General features: G+C 49.1%; 22 protein-coding genes. 12 read left to right on the top strand and 10 right to left on the bottom strand.

Annotation, left to right across the window (positions count from 1 at the left end; translation table 11 throughout):
* Positions 1 to 81 precede the first annotated feature (81 nt).
* Entirely contained in the window at positions 82 to 1,095 is a 1,014-nt protein-coding gene (gap, locus tag CIB36_RS11835; RefSeq protein WP_093989737.1) for a type I glyceraldehyde-3-phosphate dehydrogenase, read from the top strand.
* A 67-nt stretch (positions 1,096 to 1,162) separates the two neighbouring features.
* Here gap and CIB36_RS11830 read toward each other — a convergent pair whose 3' ends face one another.
* The 6 genes from CIB36_RS11830 to polA form a co-directional block, all read right to left on the bottom strand.
* Positions 1,163 to 1,456: a helix-turn-helix transcriptional regulator gene (locus tag CIB36_RS11830; RefSeq protein ID WP_093989736.1), complete on the bottom strand. Its 294-nt coding sequence runs from the start codon at positions 1,454 to 1,456 to the stop codon at positions 1,163 to 1,165.
* Positions 1,457 to 1,801: 345 nt separating this feature from the next.
* A complete protein-coding gene (locus CIB36_RS11825; RefSeq protein WP_093989735.1) occupies positions 1,802 to 3,577 on the bottom strand; it encodes a phosphoenolpyruvate carboxykinase (GTP) in 1,776 nt (591 codons plus the stop codon).
* Between the two features lie 193 nt (positions 3,578 to 3,770).
* The gene (gene tsaD, locus CIB36_RS11820) at positions 3,771 to 4,796 is read right to left on the bottom strand and encodes a tRNA (adenosine(37)-N6)-threonylcarbamoyltransferase complex transferase subunit TsaD (protein ID WP_093989734.1); all 1,026 of its coding nucleotides are present in this window, start codon (positions 4,794 to 4,796) and stop codon (positions 3,771 to 3,773) included.
* A 62-nt stretch (positions 4,797 to 4,858) separates the two neighbouring features.
* A complete protein-coding gene (gene rimI, locus CIB36_RS11815; protein WP_093989733.1) occupies positions 4,859 to 5,305 on the bottom strand; it encodes a ribosomal protein S18-alanine N-acetyltransferase in 447 nt (148 codons plus the stop codon).
* Positions 5,295 to 5,735, bottom strand: coding sequence for an arsenate reductase/protein-tyrosine-phosphatase family protein (locus CIB36_RS11810; protein ID WP_093989732.1), 441 nt, complete (start codon positions 5,733 to 5,735; stop codon positions 5,295 to 5,297). Before CIB36_RS11810 ends, rimI begins: the two co-directional genes overlap by 11 nt.
* A gap of 20 nt (positions 5,736 to 5,755) precedes the next feature.
* A complete protein-coding gene (polA, locus tag CIB36_RS11805) occupies positions 5,756 to 8,326 on the bottom strand; it encodes a DNA polymerase I (protein WP_093989731.1) in 2,571 nt (856 codons plus the stop codon).
* 164 nt (positions 8,327 to 8,490) lie between these two features.
* Here polA and dusB point away from each other — a divergent pair, with 164 nt between their 5' ends.
* The gene (dusB, locus tag CIB36_RS11800; protein ID WP_229408245.1) at positions 8,491 to 9,465 is read left to right on the top strand and encodes a tRNA dihydrouridine synthase DusB; all 975 of its coding nucleotides are present in this window, start codon (positions 8,491 to 8,493) and stop codon (positions 9,463 to 9,465) included.
* Between the two features lie 52 nt (positions 9,466 to 9,517).
* Positions 9,518 to 10,018, top strand: coding sequence for a hypothetical protein (locus CIB36_RS11795; protein ID WP_093989730.1), 501 nt, complete (start codon positions 9,518 to 9,520; stop codon positions 10,016 to 10,018).
* A 49-nt stretch (positions 10,019 to 10,067) separates the two neighbouring features.
* Here the strand turns inward: CIB36_RS11795 and CIB36_RS11790 are convergent, their stop codons facing one another.
* From CIB36_RS11790 to CIB36_RS11775, 4 genes are all read right to left on the bottom strand, one after another.
* The gene (locus CIB36_RS11790; RefSeq protein WP_093989729.1) at positions 10,068 to 13,085 is read right to left on the bottom strand and encodes a glycoside hydrolase family 2 TIM barrel-domain containing protein; all 3,018 of its coding nucleotides are present in this window, start codon (positions 13,083 to 13,085) and stop codon (positions 10,068 to 10,070) included.
* Positions 13,086 to 13,169: 84 nt separating this feature from the next.
* Positions 13,170 to 14,099 carry a ribokinase gene (rbsK, locus tag CIB36_RS11785; protein WP_324612415.1) on the bottom strand — a complete coding sequence of 310 codons (930 nt, stop codon included), beginning with the start codon at positions 14,097 to 14,099 and terminating at the stop codon, positions 13,170 to 13,172.
* A 16-nt stretch (positions 14,100 to 14,115) separates the two neighbouring features.
* Positions 14,116 to 14,892 (bottom strand): SDR family oxidoreductase, encoded by a 777-nt coding sequence (locus tag CIB36_RS11780; RefSeq protein WP_093989728.1) that lies wholly within the window; start codon positions 14,890 to 14,892, stop codon positions 14,116 to 14,118.
* 149 nt (positions 14,893 to 15,041) lie between these two features.
* Positions 15,042 to 17,054, bottom strand: a complete 2,013-nt coding sequence (locus CIB36_RS11775; RefSeq protein WP_178085720.1) for a fructose-1,6-bisphosphatase — start codon at positions 17,052 to 17,054, stop codon at positions 15,042 to 15,044.
* A 191-nt stretch (positions 17,055 to 17,245) separates the two neighbouring features.
* Here CIB36_RS11775 and CIB36_RS11770 point away from each other — a divergent pair, with 191 nt between their 5' ends.
* From CIB36_RS11770 to CIB36_RS11730, 9 genes are all read left to right on the top strand, one after another.
* Positions 17,246 to 17,809: a biotin transporter BioY gene (locus tag CIB36_RS11770; RefSeq protein WP_093989727.1), complete on the top strand. Its 564-nt coding sequence runs from the start codon at positions 17,246 to 17,248 to the stop codon at positions 17,807 to 17,809.
* Between the two features lie 239 nt (positions 17,810 to 18,048).
* Complete coding sequence (locus tag CIB36_RS11765) at positions 18,049 to 18,624, top strand: hypothetical protein (RefSeq protein ID WP_093989726.1); 576 nt, start codon at positions 18,049 to 18,051, stop codon at positions 18,622 to 18,624.
* A 310-nt stretch (positions 18,625 to 18,934) separates the two neighbouring features.
* On the top strand, positions 18,935 to 20,488 hold the full coding sequence (locus CIB36_RS11760) for a uracil permease (RefSeq protein ID WP_093989725.1): 1,554 nt from the start codon (positions 18,935 to 18,937) through the stop codon (positions 20,486 to 20,488).
* A 406-nt stretch (positions 20,489 to 20,894) separates the two neighbouring features.
* On the top strand, positions 20,895 to 22,421 hold the full coding sequence (locus CIB36_RS11755; protein WP_229408244.1) for a permease: 1,527 nt from the start codon (positions 20,895 to 20,897) through the stop codon (positions 22,419 to 22,421).
* Between the two features lie 226 nt (positions 22,422 to 22,647).
* Positions 22,648 to 23,208 carry a flavodoxin family protein gene (locus CIB36_RS11750; protein WP_093989724.1) on the top strand — a complete coding sequence of 187 codons (561 nt, stop codon included), beginning with the start codon at positions 22,648 to 22,650 and terminating at the stop codon, positions 23,206 to 23,208.
* A gap of 32 nt (positions 23,209 to 23,240) precedes the next feature.
* Positions 23,241 to 23,630: a TIGR03792 family protein gene (locus CIB36_RS11745; protein WP_093989723.1), complete on the top strand. Its 390-nt coding sequence runs from the start codon at positions 23,241 to 23,243 to the stop codon at positions 23,628 to 23,630.
* A 49-nt stretch (positions 23,631 to 23,679) separates the two neighbouring features.
* The gene (locus tag CIB36_RS11740; RefSeq protein ID WP_093989722.1) at positions 23,680 to 24,411 is read left to right on the top strand and encodes an SDR family NAD(P)-dependent oxidoreductase; all 732 of its coding nucleotides are present in this window, start codon (positions 23,680 to 23,682) and stop codon (positions 24,409 to 24,411) included.
* 13 nt (positions 24,412 to 24,424) lie between these two features.
* Positions 24,425 to 25,378: a dihydrofolate reductase family protein gene (locus CIB36_RS11735; protein WP_093989721.1), complete on the top strand. Its 954-nt coding sequence runs from the start codon at positions 24,425 to 24,427 to the stop codon at positions 25,376 to 25,378.
* A 22-nt stretch (positions 25,379 to 25,400) separates the two neighbouring features.
* Positions 25,401 to 25,994: a flavodoxin family protein gene (locus CIB36_RS11730; protein WP_093989720.1), complete on the top strand. Its 594-nt coding sequence runs from the start codon at positions 25,401 to 25,403 to the stop codon at positions 25,992 to 25,994.
* Positions 25,995 to 26,024 lie beyond the last annotated feature (30 nt).

Here is a 26,024-nt window from a genome sequence, read left to right as displayed (position 1 = left end):
CTGTTAATTCCCTGACAAACTCTTGTATTCTTTGATGAAATAGTATAAAATAAGAATGTAAAAATTATTTGGAGGTTATCTATTATGGTAAAAGTTGCTATCAATGGTTTTGGTCGTATTGGCCGCCTTGCTTTCAGACAGATGTTCGGTGCTGAAGGTTATGAAGTTGTTGCAATCAACGACCTGACCGATCCGAAAATGCTGGCTCATCTTCTCAAATATGATTCTTCTCAGGGTAAATATGCTCTGGCTGACAAGGTTTGTGCAAAAGATGACGCAATCGTTGTTGACGGAAAAGAAATTAAAATTTATGCAAAACCAAATGCTGCTGAACTGCCATGGGGCGAATTGGATGTAGACGTTGTTCTGGAATGCACAGGTTTCTACACCTCTAAAGCAAAAGCTCAGGCTCACATCGATGCAGGCGCTAAAAAGGTCGTTATCTCTGCTCCGGCTGGAAATGATCTGCCTACTGTTGTTTACAGCGTAAACGAAAAAGTTTTAACTGCTGATGACAAAATCATCTCTGCTGCTTCCTGCACCACAAACTGCTTGGCTCCAATGGCAAAAGCTCTGAACGACTTAGCTCCGATCAAGAGCGGTATCATGAGCACCATCCACGCTTACACCGGCGACCAGATGGTTCTGGACGGCCCGCACAGAAAAGGCGACTTCAGACGTGCACGTGCTGCTGCTGTTAACATCGTTCCAAACTCCACCGGTGCTGCAAAAGCAATCGGCCTGGTTATTCCGGAATTGAACGGCAAACTGATCGGTTCTGCTCAGCGTGTTCCTGTTCCGACCGGTTCTACCACGATCCTGACCTGTGTTGTTGAAGGAACTGTAACCAAAGAACAGATCAATGCTGCTATGAAAGCTGCCGCTTCTGAATCTTACGGCTACAACGAAGAAGAAATCGTTTCTTCTGATATCGTTGGCATGACTTATGGTTCTCTGTTCGATGCAACTCAGACCATGGTTATCAACCTCGAAAATGGCACAAGTGAAGTACAGGTAGTTTCTTGGTATGACAATGAAAACTCCTACACCAGTCAGATGGTTAGAACCATTAAATACTTTGCTGAAATCAAGTAATTGTTCTTAGTACATGAAAAACCGGACAATCCTAAGATTGTCCGGTTTTTATTTTGTCTGTGTATTTTTATTCTCCCGGAGAAGAACGTTTATGGAAATAGCCTAACAGGCCGTACAGCAAGCTGATCTCCTCTTCTGATAAACCTTCCAGCGAAATCGTTTGCTCCTCTTCCAGTCCCAACAAAAAATCTGTACGTATCCGAAACAGCTTCGCCATTTCCACAACATATTGAATGGTTGGCATGGAAAGGCCCATTTCCCAAGCATTTACGCTGGAACGCGTTACATGCAGGCGCTTTGCCAGCTGCGCCTGAGATAAGCCGCATTCTTCCCTAAGCTGTTTAATCCGATCTGCAATCATGCCGCATACCTCCATAAATATCAGTATACTCTACAAAAATGATATTACATTATCTATTATGATATATAACTATCAAAATATGTATATTTTAATTGACATATTACGACTTTTTTGCTATACTGATATTATCCTGATAAGGAGAGGCGCGCTATGATGAGAAGGCAAAAACTAATTTTTCTGTTGCTTGCAGCAGTGATCTTATTATCTGCCGCGAGCTGCTGTCCCATTCACGGAACACATCATTTTCCCGAGCCGCCTTATATACACGATCCATTTTTGCCACCCTTAAGAAAATAAAATATCCCGCTGCTAATGCAGCGGGATATTTTATTTTAAGAGCAAAGCTTATTTGCCCAATCTTTCTTCCAAAGCAGCCAGCTGGTGTTTCAGTTCTTCCGGCAGTTTGTCGCCAAACTTCGCATAGAATTCGTGAATTCCTGCCGCTTCTTCTTTCCACAGGTCAATATCAACATTTAACAGGCCTTTGAGGGTATCCAAATCGATATCCAAGCCTTCCAGGTTGATGTCTTCCGGTTTTGGTTCATATCCGATCGGGGTTTCAACAGCGTCAGCTTCGCCTTTGCAGCGGGCAACGATCCACATCAGGACACGCATATTGTCACCGAATCCCGGCCAAATGAAGTGGCCTTCGTCGTCAGTTCTGAACCAGTTTACGTTAAAGATCTTCGGAGCTTTATCGCCCAGTTTTTCGCCCATTTCGAGCCAGTGAGCAAAATAATCGCCCATGTGGTAACCGCAGAACGGCAGCATAGCCATTGGGTCACGGCGGACAACGCCGACGGCACCGGTTGCAGCGGCAGTAGTTTCAGAAGCCATAGTAGAACCTACAAACACACCGTGTTTCCAGTCAAAGGACTGATATACCAACGGAGCAGTCTTCGCACGACGGCCGCCGAATACCATTGCGGAGATCGGCACACCCTGCGGGTTGTCAAATTCAGGGCTGATGCACGGGCAGTTTCTTGCCGGAGCGGTAAATCTGGAGTTCGGGTGAGCGCCCTTCACATCGGTATCAGTTTTGCCGTTCCAAGGTTTGCCGGTCCATTCCATTGCATGTTCCGGAGGATTCTTGTCCAGACCTTCCCACCAAACAGTGTTGTCATCCAGATTGTGGGCAACGTTGGTGAAAATAGTGTTTTTCATAGTTGTTTTCAGCGCGTTCGGGTTGGATTTCATGTTGGTGCCCGGAGCAACGCCGAAGAAGCCGTTTTCAGGGTTGATTGCATACAGTCTGCCGTCAGCGCCCGGTTTCAGCCAAGCAATGTCGTCGCCGACAGTCCAAACTTTATAGCCCTGTTTTGCATAAACTTCCGGCGGAATCAGCATAGCAAGGTTAGTTTTACCGCAAGCAGACGGGAATGCAGCAGAGATATAAGTGGTCTCGCCGTTTGGTGCTTCAATCCCCAAAATGAGCATGTGTTCAGCCATCCAGCCTTCGTTTTTACCCTGATAAGAAGCAATACGAAGCGCGAAGCATTTTTTCCCTAACAATACGTTTCCGCCATAACCGGAGTTGATGGACCAGATGGTATTGTCTTCCGGGAAGTGAACGATATATCTGTTTTCCGGATCAATATCAGCTTTTGAGTGCAGGCCGCGTACGAAGTCATTAGAAACATCGCCAAGGTTTTCAAATGCAGCCTTGCCGACACGGGTCATAATATCCATGTTCAGGACAACGTAGATAGAGTCGGTCAGCTCAACGCCAACTTTAGCCAGCGGGGAACCGATCGGACCCATGGAGTAAGGGATCACGTACATGGTACGGCCCTTCATAACACCGTCATACATCGGAGTTAATTTCGCATACATTTCTTTTGGATCGCACCAGTTGTTGGTCGGGCCGGCATCTTCTTCTTTTCTGGAGCAGATAAAGGTGCGGGCTTCAACACGGGCAACGTCATTCGGGTTGGTTCTGTGCAGCAGACAGCCCGGCAGTTTTTCTTCGTTCAGTCTTTCCATTTCGCCAGTTGAAACCGCTTCGTCAGTCAGTGCTTTCAACTGTTCTTCGCTACCGTCGATCCAAACGACCTGATCCGGTTTACAAAGAGCAACCATTTCCTCAACCCAGTTGAGGACATTTTTGTTGTTAGTTAACATTTGTAAAACTCCCTTCACTGTGATCATAATTTTGACATATTTTCTGCCTTTGGCCAGAATCAAATCCAAACAAAGGAAAGAAAAATCAAACTTTTCACAACTACTATTATATAGTGAAGCTGTCAAAAAATCAATCTTTAATTTATGAATTTTTTATAATTCTGATATTTTTGTGTCAAAGATACAAAACCGTCTATATTCGGTCAAATTTTTCGTCAGTGATTGGCAGGGAGGCCGTCCCATTCAGGTTCATCCCTGCTTTTGCTGCATTTAAAAATTCAAAATATCCTTGGCTTGCAATCATCGCGGCATTATCTCCGCAATAACAGAGGGGCGGCATATATAATTTCATTCCTGCCTCCCGGCATTCTTTTTGCATCCTCTCCCGGATCCCGCTGTTGGCCGATACCCCGCCGGCCAGCACGATCTTATCCGCTTTCCGCTCTTTCGCCGCCCGCATCAGCCTGTCCGCGATCAGATCACAGACCGTTGCCTGAAACGCCGCCGCCACATCATTGATGACCACAGTTTCCCCTTTTTGCCGGGAATTGTTGATCAAATTCAGCACCGCGGTCTTTAGGCCGGAGAAGCTGAAATCGTAAGGGCAGCCCTCCACCCTTGGTTTGGGCAGGTGATAATGGGAAGGATCTCCCTCTTTAGCTGCCTTATCCATCTGTACGCCGCCCGGATAAGAAAACCCCAGCGCGCGCGCGGCCTTGTCATAAGCTTCTCCCACCGCATCGTCACGGGTGCGGCCAATGATTTCAAATTCCGTGTAGGACTTCACCCAAACGATATGGCTGTGCCCACCCGACATGACCATGCAGAGAAACGGGGGCTTTAATTCCGGGTATGCCAAGTAATTGGCGGCAATATGCCCCCGGATGTGATGGACCGGGATAAGCGGTTTGCCGGCGGCCAGCGCCAGCCCCTTGGCAAAATTCACCCCGACTAAAAGCGCCCCGATCAAACCCGGCGCGTAGGTGACCGCCACCGCGTCGATCTCGGACAAAGCGACTCCCGCCTCGGATAACGCCAGATCTGTTACATTGACAATACTTTCACAGTGGCGGCGGGATGCGATCTCCGGCACCACTCCCCCATATAGCTTATGTTCTTCTATCTGTGAAACAACCATATTGGACAGCACATGCCTGCCGTCCTCTACAACAGACACAGCAGTTTCATCACAGGAACTTTCGATTCCCAGGATCTTCATCCTCTTCCTCCTTTTTCCGTCTGTCACGCAAGGAAAAAGTGACGGGCCTCCGTCACTTCCCTCTATAATTCCTTTTTCATCAGCAAGGCGTCTTCTTCCGGCTTTTGGTAGTATCCCTTTCGCAGCCCCACCTCCAAAAATCCCATGTGGGTATAAAAAGAAACAGCCGCCTGATTGGATACCCGTACCTCCAGCATATAGCTGGAGATCCCCGCATTTTCTGCCCGTTCAAACAACGCCTTCATCAGCATGGTGGCGATCCCCTCCCGGCGGGCCGATTCCCGCACGGCGATCAGGTTGATGTCGCCTTCATCTAAAACGTGATGAACATTCAGGTATCCCACCACTTTTCCCTCCCGAAGCGCGACCAGCGTAAGGGCATGGGGATTTTTTATTTCCCCGGCAATACTCTGAAAGCTCCACGGTGTGGAAAAGCACTCGCAGGAAAGTGCGTATACCGCCTCAGCCTGTTCCGAGGACATCGGTATGATATGTACGCTACTCGCCATCGGTTTCTCCTAAACGATAGCGGAATTCGTGTTCAAAATAAGTTTTGATCTTATCCCGGCATTCCCGGTACACTTCGATCCCGCTTCCAAACGGGTCCGGTACATCTAGCACCATGACCCGGTCCTCATCATCTGGGATCGCGTCGGAAATGATGTTTTTGTGGGAATCGGTCATGACATAGAACATGTCAGCCTGCTCCAAATCTTCCATCAACACCCGGCGGGCACGTTTTCCAGAGATGTCGATACCAATCTCTTTCATACATTCCACAGCGTTTGCTGTTGGCAGTTCCCCGTCGTTGGCCGCAAAGCCCATGCTTTCCACCTGGATTTCGTTTTCCAGGTGCTCGCGTTTGACAATATCGTTCACGATCCCTTCCGCCATTGGACTGCGGCAGGTATTACCGGTACAGAGAATCAATATTTTCATCTTCTTTTCCCCCTATTCTTTTATCCTTTTGCGGCAAGCCAGTTTTTGCCGGTGTGAACATCCACAGAAAGTTCTACCGCCAGCTTTGCCGCAGACTGCATTTCCTCTTTTAACAGTTGGGCCACAAACGGCGCCTGCATCACAGGCGATTCCAAGATCAGTTCGTCATGGACCTGTAAAATCAGTTTCGCTTCCAACCCCTCTGTTTTCAGGCGGCGGAATACCCGGATCATCGCAATTTTAATGATGTCCGCCGCAGTCCCCTGAATCGGCGTGTTCAGGGCGATCCGTTTAGCATTTGCCTTTACCACCTTATTGGTGGAACGAATATCCGCCAAGTCGCGGCGTCGATGGTAAAGGGTGCTGACATAGCCTGTTTCCTCCGCTTGCCGGACGATCTCATCCATATAGTTTCGCACACCATGGTACGTTTTCAAATACTGGTCAATATACGTTTTGGCCTCTGCTACAGAAACATGGATGTCCTGCGACAGTGAAAAGGCGCCGATCCCATAAACAATCCCAAAATTGATCGCCTTTGCTCGGCTTCTCAACTGCGGCGTCACCTCGTCAAGCGGCACATGGAACACTTGGGAGGCCGTGACCTGATGGATGTCCACCTTGTCCTGAAACGCGCGGATCATATTTTCATCGTCTGCAATATGTGCGAGAATCCGCAGTTCGATCTGGGAATAATCGGCGTCTACCAAGGTATACCCCTCCCGCGCCACAAAAAATTCCCGGATCTTGCTTCCCTCTTCGGTCCGTACCGGGATATTCTGCACGTTTGGCTCAGTGGAACTGATCCGCCCTGTCCGTGTTTCCGCCTGATTAAAAGTGGAATGGACACGCTGATCCTCACCTACCACCTTTAAAAGCCCTACGATATAGGTGGAATGGAGCTTGGTCAGCTTCCGGTATTCCAGCAGGCATTCAATGATCGGATGCTTGCCGCGCAGGCTCTCTAACACATCAGCATTGGTAGAATAGCCAGTTTTGGTTTTCTTTTTCGCGGGCAGCCCCAGTTCATCAAACAGGATCACGCCCAGTTCCTTGGTGGAATTGGGGTTAAAGGTGTGCCCTGCATAGATAAACAGCTGGTCGCGGAGCCCGTCTATTCTTTGCTGGAGTTCGTCGCCATATTCGCGTACCTGCTCAAGGTCAATGGCAAACCCTTCATATTCCATGTCGGCTAAAACCTCGCACAGCGGCAGCTCGATCTCGTGCAGCAGGTCCAGCATGTTTTCTTCTTTCAGGGTGCGCTCCAAAACATCACACAAATCGGAGAATGCCGCGGCTGTCTGGAATGCTTCCGCTTCTTCCCCAGCGGCCTCCACCTGGCAGCTTTGCAGCGGCAGGTATTTCTGCACCAAACCGGCCAGCGCGTATCCTCTGGAGGCGGCGCTCAACAGATATCCGGCAAGCTCCGCATCAAACGTAAGGTTTTCAAAGGCAGTACCCATAGCCCTTGCTTCTTTAAAAAACTGTTTTGCCTGAAACGTCCGTTTTGGAAGGACACTGGAAAACACCAGCTCAGAAACCGCATTCTCCGCCTGCTCCCGGCAGACAGCCAACGCATCCGCAAAGCAAAAATAAACGGTTTCTCCTTCCCGGTAAAAATCGATCCTGCCCTGCTGCTCCAGCTTTTCTTTCAGCACCTCCAAAGTCGGATCAAGCAGCAGCTTCACCTGTTTTGTGCGATCTGGAGCATCGGTATTTTCCTGTGCCATAGCAGGCTGTATCCCAAATTTCGGGAAGAAACTAAATAACTCCAACTGGGTCAGGCAGTTCGCCAGCTCTGTTTCCTGGACCGACTTCATCTGCAAATCGGCAAGATCTTCTTTCATCGGTGCTTCTACACAGATCGTGGCAAGCTCCCGGCTTAAGAAGGCAGATTCCTTTCCCTCGCCCAACAATTTTTTTACCCTTGGCGTTGCTTCGATCTCCTCCAGCGACTGATAGATCGTGTCGATAGAATGATATTTCTGAATCAAAGCTGTGGCCGTTTTTTCTCCAATGCCCTTTACTCCGGGGATATTGTCAGAAGCATCCCCCATCAGCGCCTTCAGTTCAATGATCTCGGCCGGGGTCACTCCGTAATCCTCTTTTAACCTCTGCGGATCATATAAAATGTTTTCCTTGGTTTTTACCATACATACTGCTACACGGTCGCCAACTAACTGTAAGGAATCCCTGTCCCCGGTGGCAATGATGCATTCTGCCCCGTTTTTCTGGCACAGCGCGGCAATAGTCCCCAGCAGGTCGTCCGCTTCATAACCCTCCAGCTCTATCAGCGGGTAGCCCAGCGCCCGCAGAATCTCTTTCAGCGGTTCCAGCTGCATAGCCAGTTCCTCCGGCATCCCTTTGCGGTTGGCTTTATACCCGTCATACCGCAGGTGGCGGAACGTCGGCGCCTTTAGATCAAAGGTGATCGCCGTGGTATCCGGCTGGTAATCCTTTTTTAGTTTTAGCAAGATATTTAAAAATCCGAAAATCGCATTCGTGTATACGCCCTTTTTGTTAGAGAGCAGCCGTACCCCATAAAAAGCACGGTTTAGAATGCTGTTCCCATCGATCGCAAGCAGCTTCATTTTTTCTTCCTTTCCCAGCCCATTTTACCGCACAAACGGTTGACGAACCGCGGCATCTGCTTTATAATGAAAAGCTGAAACCACGGGGCAAATCCTGTACGAAACGGGTCTGTACCCAGTATATCACGCCCCCGGTTTTATTTCAACTTTAAAGGAACGATATTGTGAAAATAGGAAATATTACCTTGCCCAAAACTGCCGCACTGGCGCCCATGGCGTCGGTTGCCGACCATGCTTACCGGCTGATGTGCAAAAAATACGGCGCCGCTTTGGTGGTTGGGGAGATGGCAAGCTCCAAGGGGATGTTTTACTCTGACCGGAAAACCGCCGAACTGCTTGCAGTTACCGAAGAAGAATATCCCATGGGCGTTCAGCTTTTCGGCAGTGAGCCGGACATCATGGCCCTTGCCTGCAAAAAGGCGGCCAAGTTTCAACCTCAGTTTATTGATATTAACATGGGATGTCCCGTGCAGAAGGTAGTTACAACCGGAAGTGGAAGCGCCCTGATGAAAACGCCCCAGCTTGCCGCAGACATTGTAAAGGCATGCGTGGACGCGGTGGACCTGCCCATCACGGTAAAAATCCGAAAAGGCTTTGACGACACCTGCATCAACGCCGTGGAGCTGGCCTGTATGCTGGAAGAAGCCGGTGCCTCCGCCATTACAGTTCACGGACGTACTAAGCGCCAGATGTACAACCCGCCGGTTGATATCGACATTATCAAAGCAGTCAAACAGGCTGTTTCTATTCCGGTGATCGGGAACGGGGACGTCGCCACCCCTCAGCTTGCCAAGGAGATGTATGAAAAAACCGGCTGTGATCTGGTTATGGTAGGCCGTGGAAGCTATGGACATCCCTGGATCTTTGAGGAGATCGACCGGTATCTGACAGACGGAACGCTTCTTCCCTCAAAAAGTATTGACGAACGGCTGGAAATTATGCTGGAACACATTAGCCTGATCTGTCAGTTTAAAGGGGAACGCCAAGGCATCCGGGAATCCCGCAAGCACGCCGCATGGTATGTAAAAGGGATGCACGGAGCCGCAAAATTCCGCAATGCCTGCGGAGCGCTTGATTCCTATCAGGATGTGCTGGAACTAGTGCGCCAGGTCAAGGCGTGCAATCCTGCTCAGGAATAGCAGATTCCCCTTTTTTCACCTCCTTTCATATACTGGAATGGAGGTGAATACAATGAAAATGAATGTTTATGATTGCAGAACCGATGACAACTGCCAAGCTGGCTGCCCCAAAACGCCGTGTTGCCCGCAGCCCTGCTGCCCGCCGATCTGCATCCCTTGCCAAGAATATGCAATGTTTCATATTCTGGACAACGCCGCAGCCAGCAATACCGATCTGACGCTGCTGCCGATCTTGATCAGCTCCGGGCAGGTCATTGCCCCTGTTTCCGGAACCGAAATCTCACTTGCGCAGGGACATATTTTTGAGATCAGCTATCAGGTAACTGCTACTGGGTCTACTGCCGGCTCTTTCCAAGTGGAGCCCCTGATCAACCTGGTGCCTGAAGCAAGCCACAGCACGACCGCCCAGCTTTCAGAGGCCGGGATGTCCGCCAGCGTATCCGCCGCGTTTTTGATCAGCACCCTAACTGCTCCGGGGACTTTCTCCTTACAGTATACCGGTCCGAACGCTTCCTCAGTTACCGGCGCCGTTGTGATCCGTGAACTTGCATAACAACGCGAAAAAACCTCTCTTGAAAATCAAGAGAGGTTTTTTATGTTCTTTACCAAAGCGGACGGATCACAAATCCACAGGATACCGGCTGATCGGAGGGGATCAGATACTGAGCATGCGTATGCGCTCCCCAGCTGTTGTCACCGCCAACTCCCATCTGCCTTCCGGCAACAGTGACCCAGGTAGCGGTCGGACAAGGCAGTTCCTCCCAATGCAGCGCGCTTTCCAGCTGTTCTGCGGAATAAGGCAGGACACCCAGCTCAAACGGCTGTTCCAAAAATTCCAGACGGATCCCCTTTCCGTGCAGGTCCGAAATCTCCGCCCACCGGACGTCGGTACGGTTCCCGCATTCCTGCGGTACGATATAACCGGAAATATTCTCCTCAGCGGTAGTTTGGTAAATGCCAAGCTTCGCGCTGTTTCTGCGGTCAATATAGCATTCTTCCGGTCCGGCGCCGTACCATTTCACCTGATCGTACTCTGCCGGAAGCTTGACGCGCCAGCCAAACATCGGCATTTCCGGCAGGTTTTGCGCCCCGGAATACATCATGCGGACAGAAATCGCTCCATCTGCCGTAACCGTATAGCTGATCACGGTCTGCGCCTCCGAGCTTGGTGCCAAGTGATAGCAATATGCCACAGTCAGGGAGTTTTCCTGTTCCTCTACGCGGATGTCCGCCGTCTGCTGGAACAAGGAGGCTGTATACCAGAAGCCACAGCGGTACGGATGGCCGTTGCCGCGGTCGTTGTCTGTGGCTGCGCGCCAGTAGTATGGTTTCGGCGCGCGGGACACCAGCTCTTCCCCGTCATACTTTAAGGATACGATCCCGCCCTCTTTCCGGGAGAACAAAACCGAGAAATGATCTCCAAACGCACCAATATTTCCAGTTCCGTTGACCACCTTTAAGGTTCCGGACGGAACAGGCCTTACAGCAGGTACAAATCCCAAAACCGTTTCTCCATAAGCCTGCTCAAACCCATCTTCCGCCCAGATGGTTCCGCCATTTAGCACCGCACTGACCAAAAGCGCATATTCTGCACCTGGTTCCCGTTTTGGCCATGATACCAAAATGTGTTCTGTTGTCTGTGCCGAGACCTTGGCGTTTACTTCAGTCCGGAAGCAGACTTCGCCGTTTCGTTTCATTTCACACACGAACCGGTACCCCTCTGTGCCGGCAAACAGGTTATCGTTCTTCAGCCAGAAGCCCTCTTCATCCGGGCGGATCTTCAGGTTCTGGTACAGGTATTTCACCTCCTGCGCCTTGGCAGACGGGGTGCGATCCGCATACACGATCCCATTCCCGCAGAAATTGTAATCGGTGGTACGGTCGCCAAAATCACCGCCGTATGCCAAAACCTGCTCGCCAAATTCATTTTTCCGACAGATAAACTGGTCGATATAATCCCAGATAAAGCCACCCTGATACATCGGATATTTTTCCAGTTCAATATATTCATCCATCGCGCCGCAGGAATTTCCCATCGCATGGACATATTCACAACTGATATACGGCTTCGGCGGGTCATTTTGCAGGTATGCTTCGATCTCCCACGGCGGCGGATACATCCGGCTTTCCATATCGGTCGTATCCGGGTAACGCGGGTCGCGGGTCACGCCCTCATAGTGTACCAGCCGGGTCGAGTCCTTGGCCCGGAACAGCTGTGACATTTCAAAGATATCTTTTCCGCCGTAGGATTCATTCCCACAGGACCAGATCAGCACCGACGGATGGTTTTTATCCCGCTCCAGCATGGAGTTGGCACGGTCTAAGACCGCTTCCAGCCAGTCCTCCCGGTCGTTGGGAACAGTCCAGTCGGATACATCAACATCCATGTGCGACCAAGATCCATGCGATTCCAAATTTGCCTCATCGATCAAATAAATACCGTATTCATCGCACAGCTCATACCAGCGGCTCTGGTTGGGGTAGTGGCAGGTGCGGACCGCGTTGATATTATGCTGTTTCATAAACTGGATGTCCCAAAGCATATCCTCTTCTGTTACCGCACGCCCGCGGACCGGATCGAATTCATGGCGGTTCACCCCTTTAAAGACGATCCGTTTCCCGTTCAGGTGCATCACCTTGTCGATCATCTCAAATTTCCGGAAACCGATCCGCTGGGAAACCGATTCCACCGTTTCCCCGTTTTTCCGCACAGTGATCATCAGCGTGTAAAGATACGGGTCCTCCGCGCTCCAAAGATGCGGCGCAGCCAACAAAAGGCTTAAGTCCATTTCCTGCCGATAGCCGATTTCCAACTGCTGTTCTACCAGTTCCCCGTCTTTGTCAAACAGCCCAATATCCACCGTGTCGGCCGTTTTCCCACTAAAACGGCAACGGGCTTTCAGCGTGCCGATGATATAGTCTACCGAAAGATCTGTGGTTACAAACAAATCTTCCAGATGGGTCTGCGGCAGCGCATAAAGCAGGACATCCCGGAATAATCCGGTAAAACGCCAAAAGTCTTGGTCTTCGATCCAGCTGGCGCTGCTTCGTTGGTAAACTTCAACAGCAAGCCGGTTTTCCCCGTCAGTTACCAGTTCAGTAATGTCAAATTCGGTCGGGGTATAGCCGTCCTCCCCATATCCGACAAACGTTCCGTTTAGCCACACATAAATTGCGGTTTCAAATCCCTGAAACGAAAGGATCAGCCGTTTGTTTCTCAGTGACGGAGCCACTGTAAACGTTTTGATATAGCTGCCCACCAAATTATGCTCCATATCCACAGCCGGAGGAAGGATGTCCGCCTGACCGTCCCATGGGTAGAGCGTATTGGTATACTGCGGGTCTCCATAGCCCTGTGTTTGCAGATGGCCCGGTACCTCGATGGAATCCCACGCCTCGCATGAAAAAACATCCTCAAAAAAACTTTGCGGGCGCAAAGCCGGGTTCTTGGAAAGATGGAATTTCCATTTCCCGTTCAGGCTTTGGCACAGGTCCATCGGGCCGCGCTCCAAGGCCTTTATTTCGTCGGTGTAAAAGCGATGGTCAGAATGCGCGTCTAATCGATTCATTTGAAATACTTCCGGATCTGTGAGCCAGTCTAGTGTTGGTTCTTGTTGCATATCATTTCCTCCTTTTCCCATCCTTTAGAAAAACAGCGGAATATCAGGGGATATTCCGCTATCGGATATTTCGTATCAAACGGTCTAATCGTCAAAGTGGTAGGATAACACCTCTTCCATGGTCGGAATAGAAGACTGCGCGCCCTTACGGGTCACCACGATCGAAGAAACCTTGTTGGCAAATTCCGCCGCCTCTGTCAGCGGCTTCCCTTCTGCAAGCTGGATCGCGACCGATGCGGTAAACGCGTCCCCGGCTGCCGTAGTATCAACTACCGGCACCTGTTTTGGCGCTACGCGGTACTCGGTCCCATCTGCCAAGCTTAAATAGGAACCTTCTCCGCCCAGGGTCACCAGCACTTCCTTGGCGCCCATTTCCTTTAAACGGGCGGCCGCGGGGGCCGGGTCCTTTGCCGCACCGGGCATTCCCGTTAAAATTGCCAGTTCTGTTTCATTGGGCTTTACCAGATCAACAGTTTCAAACAAGCCCTTTGGTAAGGTTTCCGGGGCAGGAGCCGGGGCCGGGTCTAAAATGACCAGCTTTCCAAGCTCTTTTGCCTTTTTTGCGGCATACGCCACTGTTTCCAGTGGAATTTCCAGTTGTAGGACAAGCGCATCGCAATCAGCCAGCAACTTCAAATTTTTATCAATATAAGCGCAGTCAACTTCCATATTGGCTCCCTGCGCGACTACGATCGAATTATTCCCATTAGGAAACACTGTAATCATAGCGATCCCTGTCGGTACATCGGATTCCAGCAAGTGGGAGCAGTCTACCCCGGACTTTTCCAAATTGTCTTTCATCATCTGCCCGTTACCGTCTTTCCCAATCGCTCCGAGCATAGTGACGTCCGCGCCCAGTTTACTTAGTGTACATGCCTGGTTGGCGCCTTTTCCGCCCGGGACGATACCAAAACCATTTGCCAGCATAGATTCCCCCTCTACTGGCAAACGCGAAACATCCGCCACAAAATCCGTATTTAAACTCCCAAGTACTACAATTTTCTTTTTCATCATTCTTCAAATCTCTCCATTAAAAACAGGTAAATGCTCCATCCACAACAAAGTCAGAGCCTGTGGTAAAGCTGCTGCAATCCCCGGCAAGGTAAACAACGACCGCCTGAAGCTCCTCCGGTTTTCCCATCCGGTGCATCGGCGCCATATCGTTCCATTTTTCGATCAGCGGAACTAAATGCGGCGCGTTGGAAATCAGTTCCGTCGCAATGTACCCCGGGCTGATGCTGTTGACGCGCACATTTTTGGTCGCCCATTCCACTGCCAATGATTTTGTGAGCTGGATCACGCCCGCTTTAGATGCGTTATAAGCGCACTGGGGCTGCGGCACGTTGACGATATGCCCGGACATGGAAGCGGTGTTGATGATAGAGCCCCCGCCCTGCTGAATCATCACCTTTCCGGCAGCGCGGGCAGTTAGGAATACGCCGTTCAGGTTGACGTTGATCACTTTCATCCACTGCTCATAGGTCATGCTTTCGGCAGGCTCGTTGATGCAGATCCCGGCATTGCAGAAAGCAATGTCGATCTTTCCAAACGATGCCAGCAGAGAATCAATCATAGCGTCTACCTCTTTCGGGTCTGTGACGTCGGTCTTTAAAGCGATCGTTTTTCTGCCGGTCTCCCCTGCGATCTGTGTCGCTGTTTTTTGGGCTTCATCTAAATCGATATCCACGATCGCAACATCAGCTCCAGCCTCTGCCAACGCAGTCGCCACACTTTTTCCAATTCCGCGCGCCCCGCCGGTAACAAAGGCGGATTTCCCATCTAACCGCATCTTTTCTAAAATGCCCATCTAAAAAACCTCCCTTTTCTGAGTTTAAGCCGTTTTTTCATAACTTTATAGAACTGATTTTATCATAAGCTTCTCGCAAAAAGATGTCAATTCTTTCCCTTATTTTTTGTAATTACTTCTTATTTTCAACGATGATTATTAGATAGAATTCATAAGGAACGGCTGCGCTCCCGCAGTTCTTTCATCAGGTCCTGCTCATCCCCGGGATACCGTAAAGAGATATCCTGTCTGCGCGAAAACTTAGGAGTCAAAACACCTTGCCGGTAAGCATTGAGCAATAAGGTCAAATCATAGATCCGGTTGCTCAACTTATTGCCGTGATCGGTATCGCTTACCATGACACGGGAAAGCTCGGTTTCAAACACTTCAGAGCTCGATTCAATATCGCGGTTTTCCAAAATGGCTGCTTTGGTATTTTCAAATGCCTGGTGAGACATGATCCTCATCCCGTGGGAATTATAGATCAGCGTATACCCGGCGATCCCGGTACGGCTGTGGTATGCTTTGCAGAACCCCCCGTCAATGACGATGAGCCTGCCGTTTGCCTTGACCGGGCTTTCCCCTTCGATCGCACGGACTGGGACGTGCCCGTTGATGATGTGGGAATACGGGGAGGTCAGGCCGAAATTTTCCAGGATCCGCACACAGGCCGCTTCGGACTGATAATGCCGGTAGTACGGATTTTTCTCCTCAGTCCAAGAGGATTCATCCGCCACCAGCATCCGTTCAAAGGTGGTCATTTTGGAGCGGCCAAATAAAGGTGATTCCTTTCCGCACCACAAATACCACATAAAGTCCTGGCAGTCCTGCCGTTCCTCCTCGCTGATCTCGGTCAGGTAAGCGCGCCGTGCTTTCCGGTCGCAGTAATCCATGTATTCTTTTCCGCGCATCCGCTTTTCCTGGTGGGTCACCACGGCAAGATCCCCGTTTTCATCCATGGGGATACACCCATGGAACAGCAGGTTCTGGTTGTAGATCCGGTACATGCTCCCGCGCTCATATAAAAACCGAGTATGCCGCTGTAAGCGTTCACTTCCCCGGAACGCCCGGGCAAGCCCGTGCATGATCCGTTCCTCTTCCTCACTTAGCGCATATGGGTCGGCCCAGTTGATCGTTGGGAAGACAGTGTCTTTGAGCGGGTAAACTTTCCCGTCGATCGTTACCGTCCCGCAGGCCAGATCCATCTGCTCCAGCAGCATGCGGGAATCCATATTGTATTCCGGATGCCGGCGGATCACCTGCCCCTCCAGCTTAAACAGGATCACAGAAACTGCCTTTAAAAGCGCCTTGTGCGGGGAATCGCATTCCGGATAAGCCCTACCCGCGAAGTCAGACAAAGGCCTGATGCTCACCCCGTAGCCGTTTTCCAGAGTCGCAAGGTTGTGGTATGCCACGCTGTTGCGCACCACCGTCATCATACATGCACGGCTGCCCGCCGCGGCGCCCATCCACAGAATATCGTGGTTGCCCCACTCAATGTCCACCGAATGGTACTGCATCAGCATATCTACAATGCTGTCCGCCCGGGGGCCTCGGTCAAAAATATCCCCTACAATGTGCAGGCGGTCTACTGCCAGGCGCTTCACCAAAGAGGCCAGCGCGATGATAAAGTCGTCGGAATTTTGTATCCCTATGATCGTTTCAATGATCTTCCGGTGGTAGACCAGCTGATTGTCGTCCTCATCCGGCTGGGCGTGGAGCAGCTCATCAATAATATAGCTGTATTCGGCCGGAAGCGCCTCGCGCACTTTCTGCCGGGTATATTTGGAGGAAAGCAGCTTGCACAGGTCGATCAGCCGGTACAGGGTCTCTTCGTACCAAGCTTCTGTGTTTTTCCCCTCTTCCCGGATCATACTGAGCTTCTGCTCCGGATAGTAGATGAGCGTACAGAAATCAGAACGCCACTGCTCGTCCTTTTCTTCCCCGAACAAGCGGTTCACTTTTTCCCGGATCACCCCTGAACCATTGTTCAGGATATGGTAAAACGCCGCATATTCCCCGTGCAGGTCGCTCATAAAATGCTCGGTGCCTTTGGGAAGGTTTAGAATCGCTTTTAAATTGATCAGCTCGGTGCACACCTGCTGAACGGTTGGATAAGTATTGGAAAGCAAGGTCAGGTATTTGATCTCGTCTTGGGTAAACGTTCGTTTTTCATACGGCATGATAGTTTTCTCCTCTAAGCCTAAACAAATTTTCTTTGCATTATTTATTGTAGCGGAAAATGCTGGAATTGGCAATTCTATTTTATGAATTTCCCTCAAATTGTAAACCAAAATTCTAAATTTCAGTTTACAATTTGAAATTTTTCTGGTATACTGGAGCCAAACCCTAAACGAAAGGAATTTACATACCTATGGAAACACAAAAAACCATCCCGCAAACACGGGTCTACACCCTTACAAAAATCGCGCTGTGCATCACTCTGCTGATCGTCTGTTCCTATCTGGTCGTCCCACTGCCCTTTACCCCAGTTGTGATCACAGGCCAGACCCTTGCGGTCAATCTGATTGCCCTGCTGCTGACCCCAAAACAAACTTTCGCCGCGATCAGCGTCTATCTGCTTGCCGGATTGATTGGTCTGCCTGTTTTTGCAGGAGGGATCTCCGGTCCCGCAAAATTCGTCAGCCCAACCGGCGGTTTTTTGATCGGCTTCTTAGCTGCCGCCGTCTTAATCAGCCTCCTCAAAGGGAAAAACAATCAATTTTGGCGGTACCTGCTGGTCACGGCATTGGTCGGGATCCCAGTGATCAATCTATTTGGCGTTATTATGATGAGCATCACGCAGGGAGTGACCTTGCAGGCGGCTTTTCTCAGCGCGGTAGCACCGTTTTTGATCGGGGATGTGATCAAGGCGGTGCTGGCCAGCCTGTTGGCATTCCTGCTTAACAAACGCCTGCCCAAGCAATTTACCGCCTAACACATGTTCTTTCGTTTCTTAATATAATACAGTGTATTTTCTGCACAGCGTACAAAACGATTTGTTCCAACAACGGGTGTTTTCCATGCCCGTTGTTACTTTTTTGTAATACACTCAACCGGTTTGTTGTCAGAAAGATTACAACTTTGTGATTTCCTTGACAGAGGCTTCAGCCATATACTACAATGACACTAGATCCTGAAAACTGATTTAAGGCCCATGTTAAAGGAGAAGTGTTTATGCCAATAAAACGATCGGCCGCTGTGATCCTTGCATTGATCATGATGCTAGGATGTCTTGTGGGGTGCGGTTCTCAGTATAGCCCGGGCGAAAATTCTCTAAACGATTCCTCAAGCTGGGTCAGTGTGACTAGTGAAGACGGCAAATACCAACTTCAGGTCCCTGCAAAATGGAAGGATCTAAAGGGACAGCTTTCCCAAGACGCCACACTGGAATACGGCGACCCTTCCAAAGAGCAGTATTTGATGCTGCTTCCCGAATCGAAAGAATCTTTGTCCATGAATTTTAAAGAATACACGACCGTGATCCTTCACAATATCGCCTCCAATATGGAAAATGCTGTGATCGACCAGACGGCGGACATCACGATCCAAGAAACCCCTGCGACCCTGACCGGAATTTCCGGAAGCTCTGATCAAATCAAGGTACAGTACTGGGTGTATACTGTAGAAACGCAGCAGGACTTCCTACAGGTGGTCACCTGTACCCTACAGTCAAAGGCGGAGGAAACAAAGCCCTTGATCGAACAGGTCGTCGATACATTACAGCCTGTTTCTGAAGAAAGCAAACAATGATCCCCCTTTTTAGAAAGAGCCAAGGTTTCATTACCTTGGCTCTTTCTTTTGGACAGCAGCTCGTCAACAGGTTAAATTGTTAAAATTTTGTCAAAATGTACAAATCTTCCTTCCTGATTTGTGCATCATGAGAAATCTGGAACATTTTTGAAATTTTTATTTTTAAATTATTGACAAATCATGACCAATGTAGTATCCTAACTTTGGACTTAGTTTGTGTGTTAAACAAATAACGGTTTAATTGTTATAAAACTAACAATGCAGGCTTTGGACAGCATCAGCATTTTGCAAACTTTCAAGGAGGCCAGCTATGAACTTTAAGTATAAATGGTGGGGAAAAGGCGATATCGACGCTACGTTCGGTGTGTTTTTTGACGGCTTTTCCAAAATCCTGACAGCAACCGGCATCATGCTTTTTGCGTTTGGAATGCCTGCTTCTATTGTAATCGGACAGATCGTCCCGGCGATCGGGGTCGCGACCTTTTTGGGAAACCTGTGGTATTTTTATGAGGCAAAATGCCTTGCCCAGAAGGAGCAGCGCCACGATGTCACCGCACAGCCTTTCGGGATCGGCGCATCCCAGCTGACCGGCTGGCTTTACCTGATCATGGGGCCGGTTTACTGGAAAACCAACGACGCCATGCTGGCGTTCCGCGTGGGGCTTTGTGCGGCGTTTATCGGCGGGATCATCGAAGTGCTCGGTGCTTTTGCAGGGCGCTGGATTGTAAAAAATGTCCCGCACAGCGCATTGCTTGGAAATATGTCTGCCAGCGCGATCGTGTGGTTGTCCTTTGTTGGGATCGCTTTGGTTTTCGATAAACCGATCTATGCGGTCCTCCCGCTCTTTATTGTCATCATTGATTATCTGGGAAAAGCGGACAAGCGTTTTCAAAAGATCCCATCCGGTCTGATCGCCATCGTGCTTGGGGCTGTCATCGCATGGTCGACCGGTTATCTCACCCCGGAAAACTTTATCTCTTCCTTTGACGACCTAGGCTTTTATGTCCCGCATTTCTTTGGCGGAGAGATTTTGAAAGGTTTTAAAGAAATTGTTCCGTTTTTACCAGTCATCATCCCGCTTCAGATCAACAACTTCCTCAGCACTTTACAAGGGCTGGAAAGCGCAAAAGATGTTGGAGACTGCTATCCGGAACGCCGTTCCATGGTCATGGACGGTGTAACTACTATGGTTGGTTCCCTGCTTGGGAATCCTTTTCCGACTACTGTTTATTTCGGCCATCCGGGCTGGAAAGCGCTGGGCGCCCGCGCCGGCTATTCCTTAGTTGTTGGGATCGCTTATCTGCTTGTATGCCTGACCGGCTTGACCGGGATCGTCATGGCGGTTATCCCGACCGAAGCGGTACTGGTTCTGTTGATTTTTGTTGGCTTCTCCGTGACAGGGACTACCCTGCAAAATACCAAAGCCAAGTATTTCCCTGTTATCCTGCTATCCATGATACCAATTGTTTTTCAATATATCCAAACGCTGGTCAACTCCGCTTTTCAGGCGGCCGGAACAGAGGCTGCCAGCATCACGGCTGAACAGCTTACCAGCGCTTCTCTTCCTTTAGAGGGAATCAACATTCTGGCTAACGGAGCTTTCCTATCCAGCCTTTTGATCGCGGCAGTTCTGGCCTGCGTGCTGGATAAACGGTATTTCCGTGCGGGTGCTTTCTCGCTTGGGCTTGCATTCTGTTCTTTCATTGGAATGATCCACTGCGAATCTATTGCATGGCTTCCAAAAACAGGCGTGGTTTTGGGGATCATTTACTGCGTTGTCGCCCTCTATCTGTTCGCCAAATACGTTATCTTTGAACGCGGAAAACCGCATCCTCTCTCGGAAAGTGACACCGCAGCCGATTAACGGTCTATTTACCCTTTGTTGTGAGGCAAAGGGTTTTAATAGAAAAACATAGTTTGAATCTTAAACTATGTCAAACAAATAACAAAGCCTGCAGAAACACAGGATCAAAGGGAAACGGTTCTTCCGTTTCACATTCTGTTGCTTTGGCAGGGAACTGTGAATGGAGGAGATAGAACGATCAGTGTAAATGAACGGGCTTTGAACAAAAAAATGGGGACAGGATCTTTTCTTTAAAGATCCCCAAAAAGTTTTTAGTCCGGTTTCTTTGGCCAAAATCGGTTATTTTTGTTTTTTCTGGACAACCTGAATCCATGGCCGTAAGAAACGCAAGACAGTAGTATTTAAAAGTGGTTTCACGAAAACAACTCACAGTTCGTGAAACAAATTCGTTGGGAGGACAATTTAAATGGAAAACGTAAAAATTCCTTTTTTTAAGAAATCCGACTTAGACGCATCTTTAGGTGTGTTTTTTGACGGCTTTTCAAAAGTAATTGCGGCGATCGCAATTTTGACTGGTACCCTTCAGCTTGGCAGCGATGTTGTGTTCGGCACCATGATGCCGGGCGTACTGGTTAGTATCATTGTGTTAAACGGCGGCCTTTGGCTGTATTACCGTCACATTGCAAAACAAAGAGGCGACGCGGGTTTAACTGCTATTCCGGCAGGGATCCAGGCTGGACGTTTGTTCATCTGGCTGTATTCTATCATGCTGCCTGTGCTGAATACTACCAATGATGCAATGCTTGCTTTCCAGGTTGGTGTATTCGCGCACTTCATCGGCGGCCTTGTGTTCGTGATCGGCGCATTCGTTGTTCCAAAACTCTTAAAAATCGTTCCGGCAGGCGCTCTGTTTGGTTCTTTGGCCGGCGGTGCTATGGCGTTCCTGGTGTTGCAGTCCATGGACGGCGTATTGAAAATGCCGTTGGTTGGTTGGATCGCTTTGGTCGTATTGTTTGTCATCTACCTTGGCAAAGTAAACACCAAGGTTCCGGCTGCTTTGATCGCGATCGTAGTCGGTGCAGTGATCGCATTTGCTACCGGCGCTATGGGATTTGGCGCAGTTGCTGATTCTTTCTCTAACATCGGCTTCTACCTGCCGCTGCCTACTTTCGGCATTTTCTCACCGGAAGTAATGAGCGCGACGATCCCATTCCTGCCAATCATCATCGCTTTCTCTATCAATGAGGTCATCACTGGTATCCAAGCGGTAGAACAGGCAAAAGAATGCGGCGATACTTTCTTCACCACCACAAAGCCATTGGTAATCTCTGGTGTTGCAAGTATGGTAGGCGCTCTGTTTGGAAGCCCTCTGGCAGTTGGTCTGTACTGGGGCTATCCGGGATGGAAAAAGATGAACGCTGGTACTGGCTACCACTTTGGTCTGGTCGTTCTTTATGCTTTAGTTGGCTTAACCGGCCTGAGCGCGATCATCAACTCCTTTATTCCGGAAGCTGCCGTTCTGCCGATCCTTGTATTTGTTGGTATCTCCAGCTATGCTCAGGCGTTTGACGTTGTGAAAAGCAAATACTATCCGGCAGTCATCATGGCTTCTGTACCGGTATTGGTCGACTTTATCATCACAAATGTTGCAGAAGGCGGACTTGCTGGTCTTGCCATGTATAAACCTGGTTCCGCGTTTATCGGCTTGATCGTTGGCTGTATCTTCGTATTCATCATCGACAACAACTGGAAAGCTGTTTCGATCACTTCCGTGATCGCGATCGTACTGACTGCGATTGGTATGATTCACTCTCCAAGCATCATCTTGACCGAAGGCTATGTTTTTGAAACCAACTTTATCATTGCCTATGCAGTTTGCGCGGTTGGATTCTTTATCCTGCACCTGATCAAATTCAATCACAAGGCGCATCAGGCTGACTTGGAAGCAGAGGCTATGCTGGAACAGCAGGTTCAGGTAGACTCACAGTTATAAAAGCACACAGCAAAAAGATGAACCGTTCAGTTGGAAGATGGGAAAGCATCTTCCAACTGAATTATTAGAATCTTTCCTCAGCCCAAAACAGAGGGCGAAATTTTAGTTTGACGATCTCATTGGCACAGAAAACTATGGTTTTGTTTCTGCCCCTCATGAGTATAGTCATAAATTTATGTATTTCGCAGCTTCATAAAACTATTTCTAATCTTAAGAGGAGAATGACATGAAAACTTTAGTGCTTTTTGGTGCCGCAAGAGAAAAAGGCCACACCAGAGCAATGGTCGACCTGTTTTTAGAGCATCTTGACGGCGAAAAGGAAATTATTGATGCTTACCGTACCGAGGTGGCTCCATGTAAGGACTGCCGCTACTGCTGGCACAAAAAAGGCTGTAGCATCAAGGACGGTATGCAGGATATTTACCGCAAAATCGAAGAAGCAGACAATATTGTACTGGCTTCCCCGATGTATTTCCACTCCATTACCGGTGAGCTGAAATCATTGATCGACAGACTACAGGTTTACTGGGCAGGCCATGTCAGAAACGACATGCCGGATCATTTTATTAAAAAAGGCGCGATTTTAATGGTTGGCGGCGCACCAAGCTTTGAAAATCAATTTTTGGGCGGCGAACTGGTCTTTAAAAACCTGTTAAACGACCTGAGCACAGAATTTTTAGGGGAAGTATGTCTTCCAAACAGCGACGTGGATTCTCTGGAAACCCGTCCTGACATCAAGCAGCAGGTCATTGACCTGGCTAACAAGATGAACGAAGCCAATAAATAAAATTTTTTGATTCATTGAAGGGAGAAATCGTTATGTCTAAAAAGTACAAATTCACAACCAAAGAACACCTGCCTGTAGAACACCTGATCTTCAAAGTTGCTCCGGAAGACGTGGAAGAATATTTGACCATCGACCACGAAGTCTGGACTCTGGGCGAAGCAATGTGGGACGGATTTGACCACATCCCGTTTTTGAGCAAAGAAACCTGGATCAACGAAAACAAACCGGGCGAAATGCACTTTGTATTTATCTGGGAAAGCTTGGAATCCTGGAAAAAAGTTGACGACAAAGAACTGCAGGCTGCGTTTATCAAAGAATTTGAAAGCAAATTCACAAAACCGTACGAATTCATCTACTGCGGACAGAACGAAGAAAACTTCGGCGTACACCGTTACAGCAGATTTGAACGGGTAGACGACTAATTTGCCGCCTCTCCCCCATTTATTTTAAAATCAGAAAGAGGTATTGATCATGAAATTTGAAAATAAAGTGGTCATCGTTACCGGAGCTTCTTCCGGAATCGGTGAAGGCGTTGCAAAACATTTTCTCGCAGAAGGCGCAAAAGTTGTTGGCTGCGGAATCGAACCGTCTATGAAGATCGAAGACCAGAACGCAATCTACGTTCAGGCCGACCTTTCCAAACCGGAAGAAGCAGAAAACGTTGTTGCACAGGCTGTAAAAGCATTCGGCAGAGTGAACAAGCTGGTATGCTGCGCTGGCGTTACCTTTATCGGCAGCTTAGAAAGCACCAACTACGACACCTTTATGAAAGAGATCAGCATCAATCTGGGCGGTGTGTTCAATATGTGCAAGGCTGCTGTGATCGAATTGAAAAAACAGAAAGATTCTACCATCGTGACCGTTGGTTCCGACTTGGGGGTTCACCCAATTCCGGAACGGATCGGCTACTGCCCGTCTAAGGCCGGCGTTATTATGCTGACCAAATGCATTGCTCTGGAATATGCGCCTGACATCCGTGTCAACTGCATCCTGCCGGGGCTGGTACGCACCCCGATGATCGAAATGCGCTTTGCAGAAGCAGAGGATCCAAAGGCTTTGGAAGAAGAATACGCAAGCATGTACCCGCTCCACAAAATGGGCAAGGTGGAAGACATGGCGAACGCGATCTCTTTCCTGTCCAGCGATGAAAGCGGCTTTATCACCGGCGAAATTATGCATGTCTGCGGTGGCAGCCTGATCTAAGGAGGAAAATCAAATGGCAACTTCTTTATTTAAAATGCCGTTTGATGTGGAAAAAACAAAAGTTACCAAGATCTACGAAAGCGAAGACCTAAAAAATGCTTCTGTAGAAACCATAACTTCTGACCATATCAAACAGATCTACGGCGAGTTGAAATTTACGGAACTGCACGAAGACCGCCCTTATACTTATACTTCTCTTGTTACTTCTATTGACGGAAAGATCGCTTTCACCGACGCTCCGCAGGGGCCGCTGATCGCGAAACTGAACAAGTATGACCCGGACGGCGCAAACGCTGACTGGTGGATCTTAAATATGCTCCGCGCAGTTTCCGACGCCGACATCATCGGCGCAGGCACCATGCAGGCGGAAGGCGACTATACCTGCCATGTGTTCGATCAGGACATGGAAGACGCCCGGATCGCCGCCGGAATGAACCCGGTTCCGTGGAACATCATTTCTTCCTTAGACGCCACTGACATCCCGTTTGACCATCTCCTCTTTAAAACCCCAGAAGTGCCGGTTATGATCAGCACCTCTGCCGCAGGTTTGGAAGTGGTAAAACAAAACATCCAATGCGATTACTACGTTGTAGGACCTGTATCCTCCAAAGAAGAAGTCACCGACGAGCTGATTGCCGGCATGAAAGCAAATCAGGACAAGGTGATCGTGATCGCGACCGGTGAAAAAGCCCCGGATTCCCATGTGGCGCTGTATATCATGAAGAAGTTTGGGCTGGACAAGGTTTTGGTGGAAACCCCTTCTTACATGCACTATCTGGTATCGGAAGGGCTGATGGATGAGTTGTTCTTCAACTATTCCTGCATCTATGTGGGCGGACAGGCATTGTCGATCGGAAAATTCGGCAAAGAATTCGGCTCCAAAGACCACCCACACACCAAAATGCTGTCTATCCATACCCACAGCGACCATTTCTTCTATTTCCGCCAGAAGCTGATTTACGGTTAAACAGAAAGAAGGAAAACACAACATGTCAAAAATTGCAGTTGTATTCCACAGCGTCTGCGGAAATACTTACCTGATGGCAAAAGCTTATGCCGATTATCTGAAAGAACAGGGCGAAGATGTCGCTCTGTTCCGCGTCAAAGACGATACCTTTGAAGAAACCTCCCTTCGGTTTGAATCCTCCAGAGCGTACCGGGAAGAGATTTTAAAACTTCCGGTGGTTGGCTCCGGGAAAGATCTGACCGATTACGACGCGCTGTTTTTAGGCTCTCCTACCTATTACGGATGCGTGTCCGCACAGATGAAAGCCTTTATGGATTCGTTCTGTGATATTTGGGTAGACGCTTTGATGTCCGGAAAATATTTTGGCTGCTTTGCTACCAGCGGCGACCTTTACGGCGGAAGCGAGCTTTGCATGCAGGTGATGAACGCTTTCGCACAGCATATGGGAATGATCAACCTCTCTGTCCCCTGTAACATCGGCGGCGCACCACAGCCCGCCTACGGGATCACCTGGGCTACCGGCCCGATGTCCGACCAACGGATGACAGAAGATACGGTGACAGCGATCCGCCGGTACTTGGATCATGTCCTGCCGTTTATCCATTCCAAAGCATAAAATTTTTCAGCCATATTAAAACGAGGAAGC

The sequence above is a fragment of the Massiliimalia timonensis genome (assembly GCF_900186585.1).
In the GTDB taxonomy this organism is placed as follows: Bacteria; Bacillota; Clostridia; order Oscillospirales; family Ruminococcaceae; genus Massiliimalia; species Massiliimalia timonensis.
The sequence above is the reverse complement of the archived record's forward strand: the minus strand, read 5'-3'. Positions and strand labels throughout refer to the sequence as shown.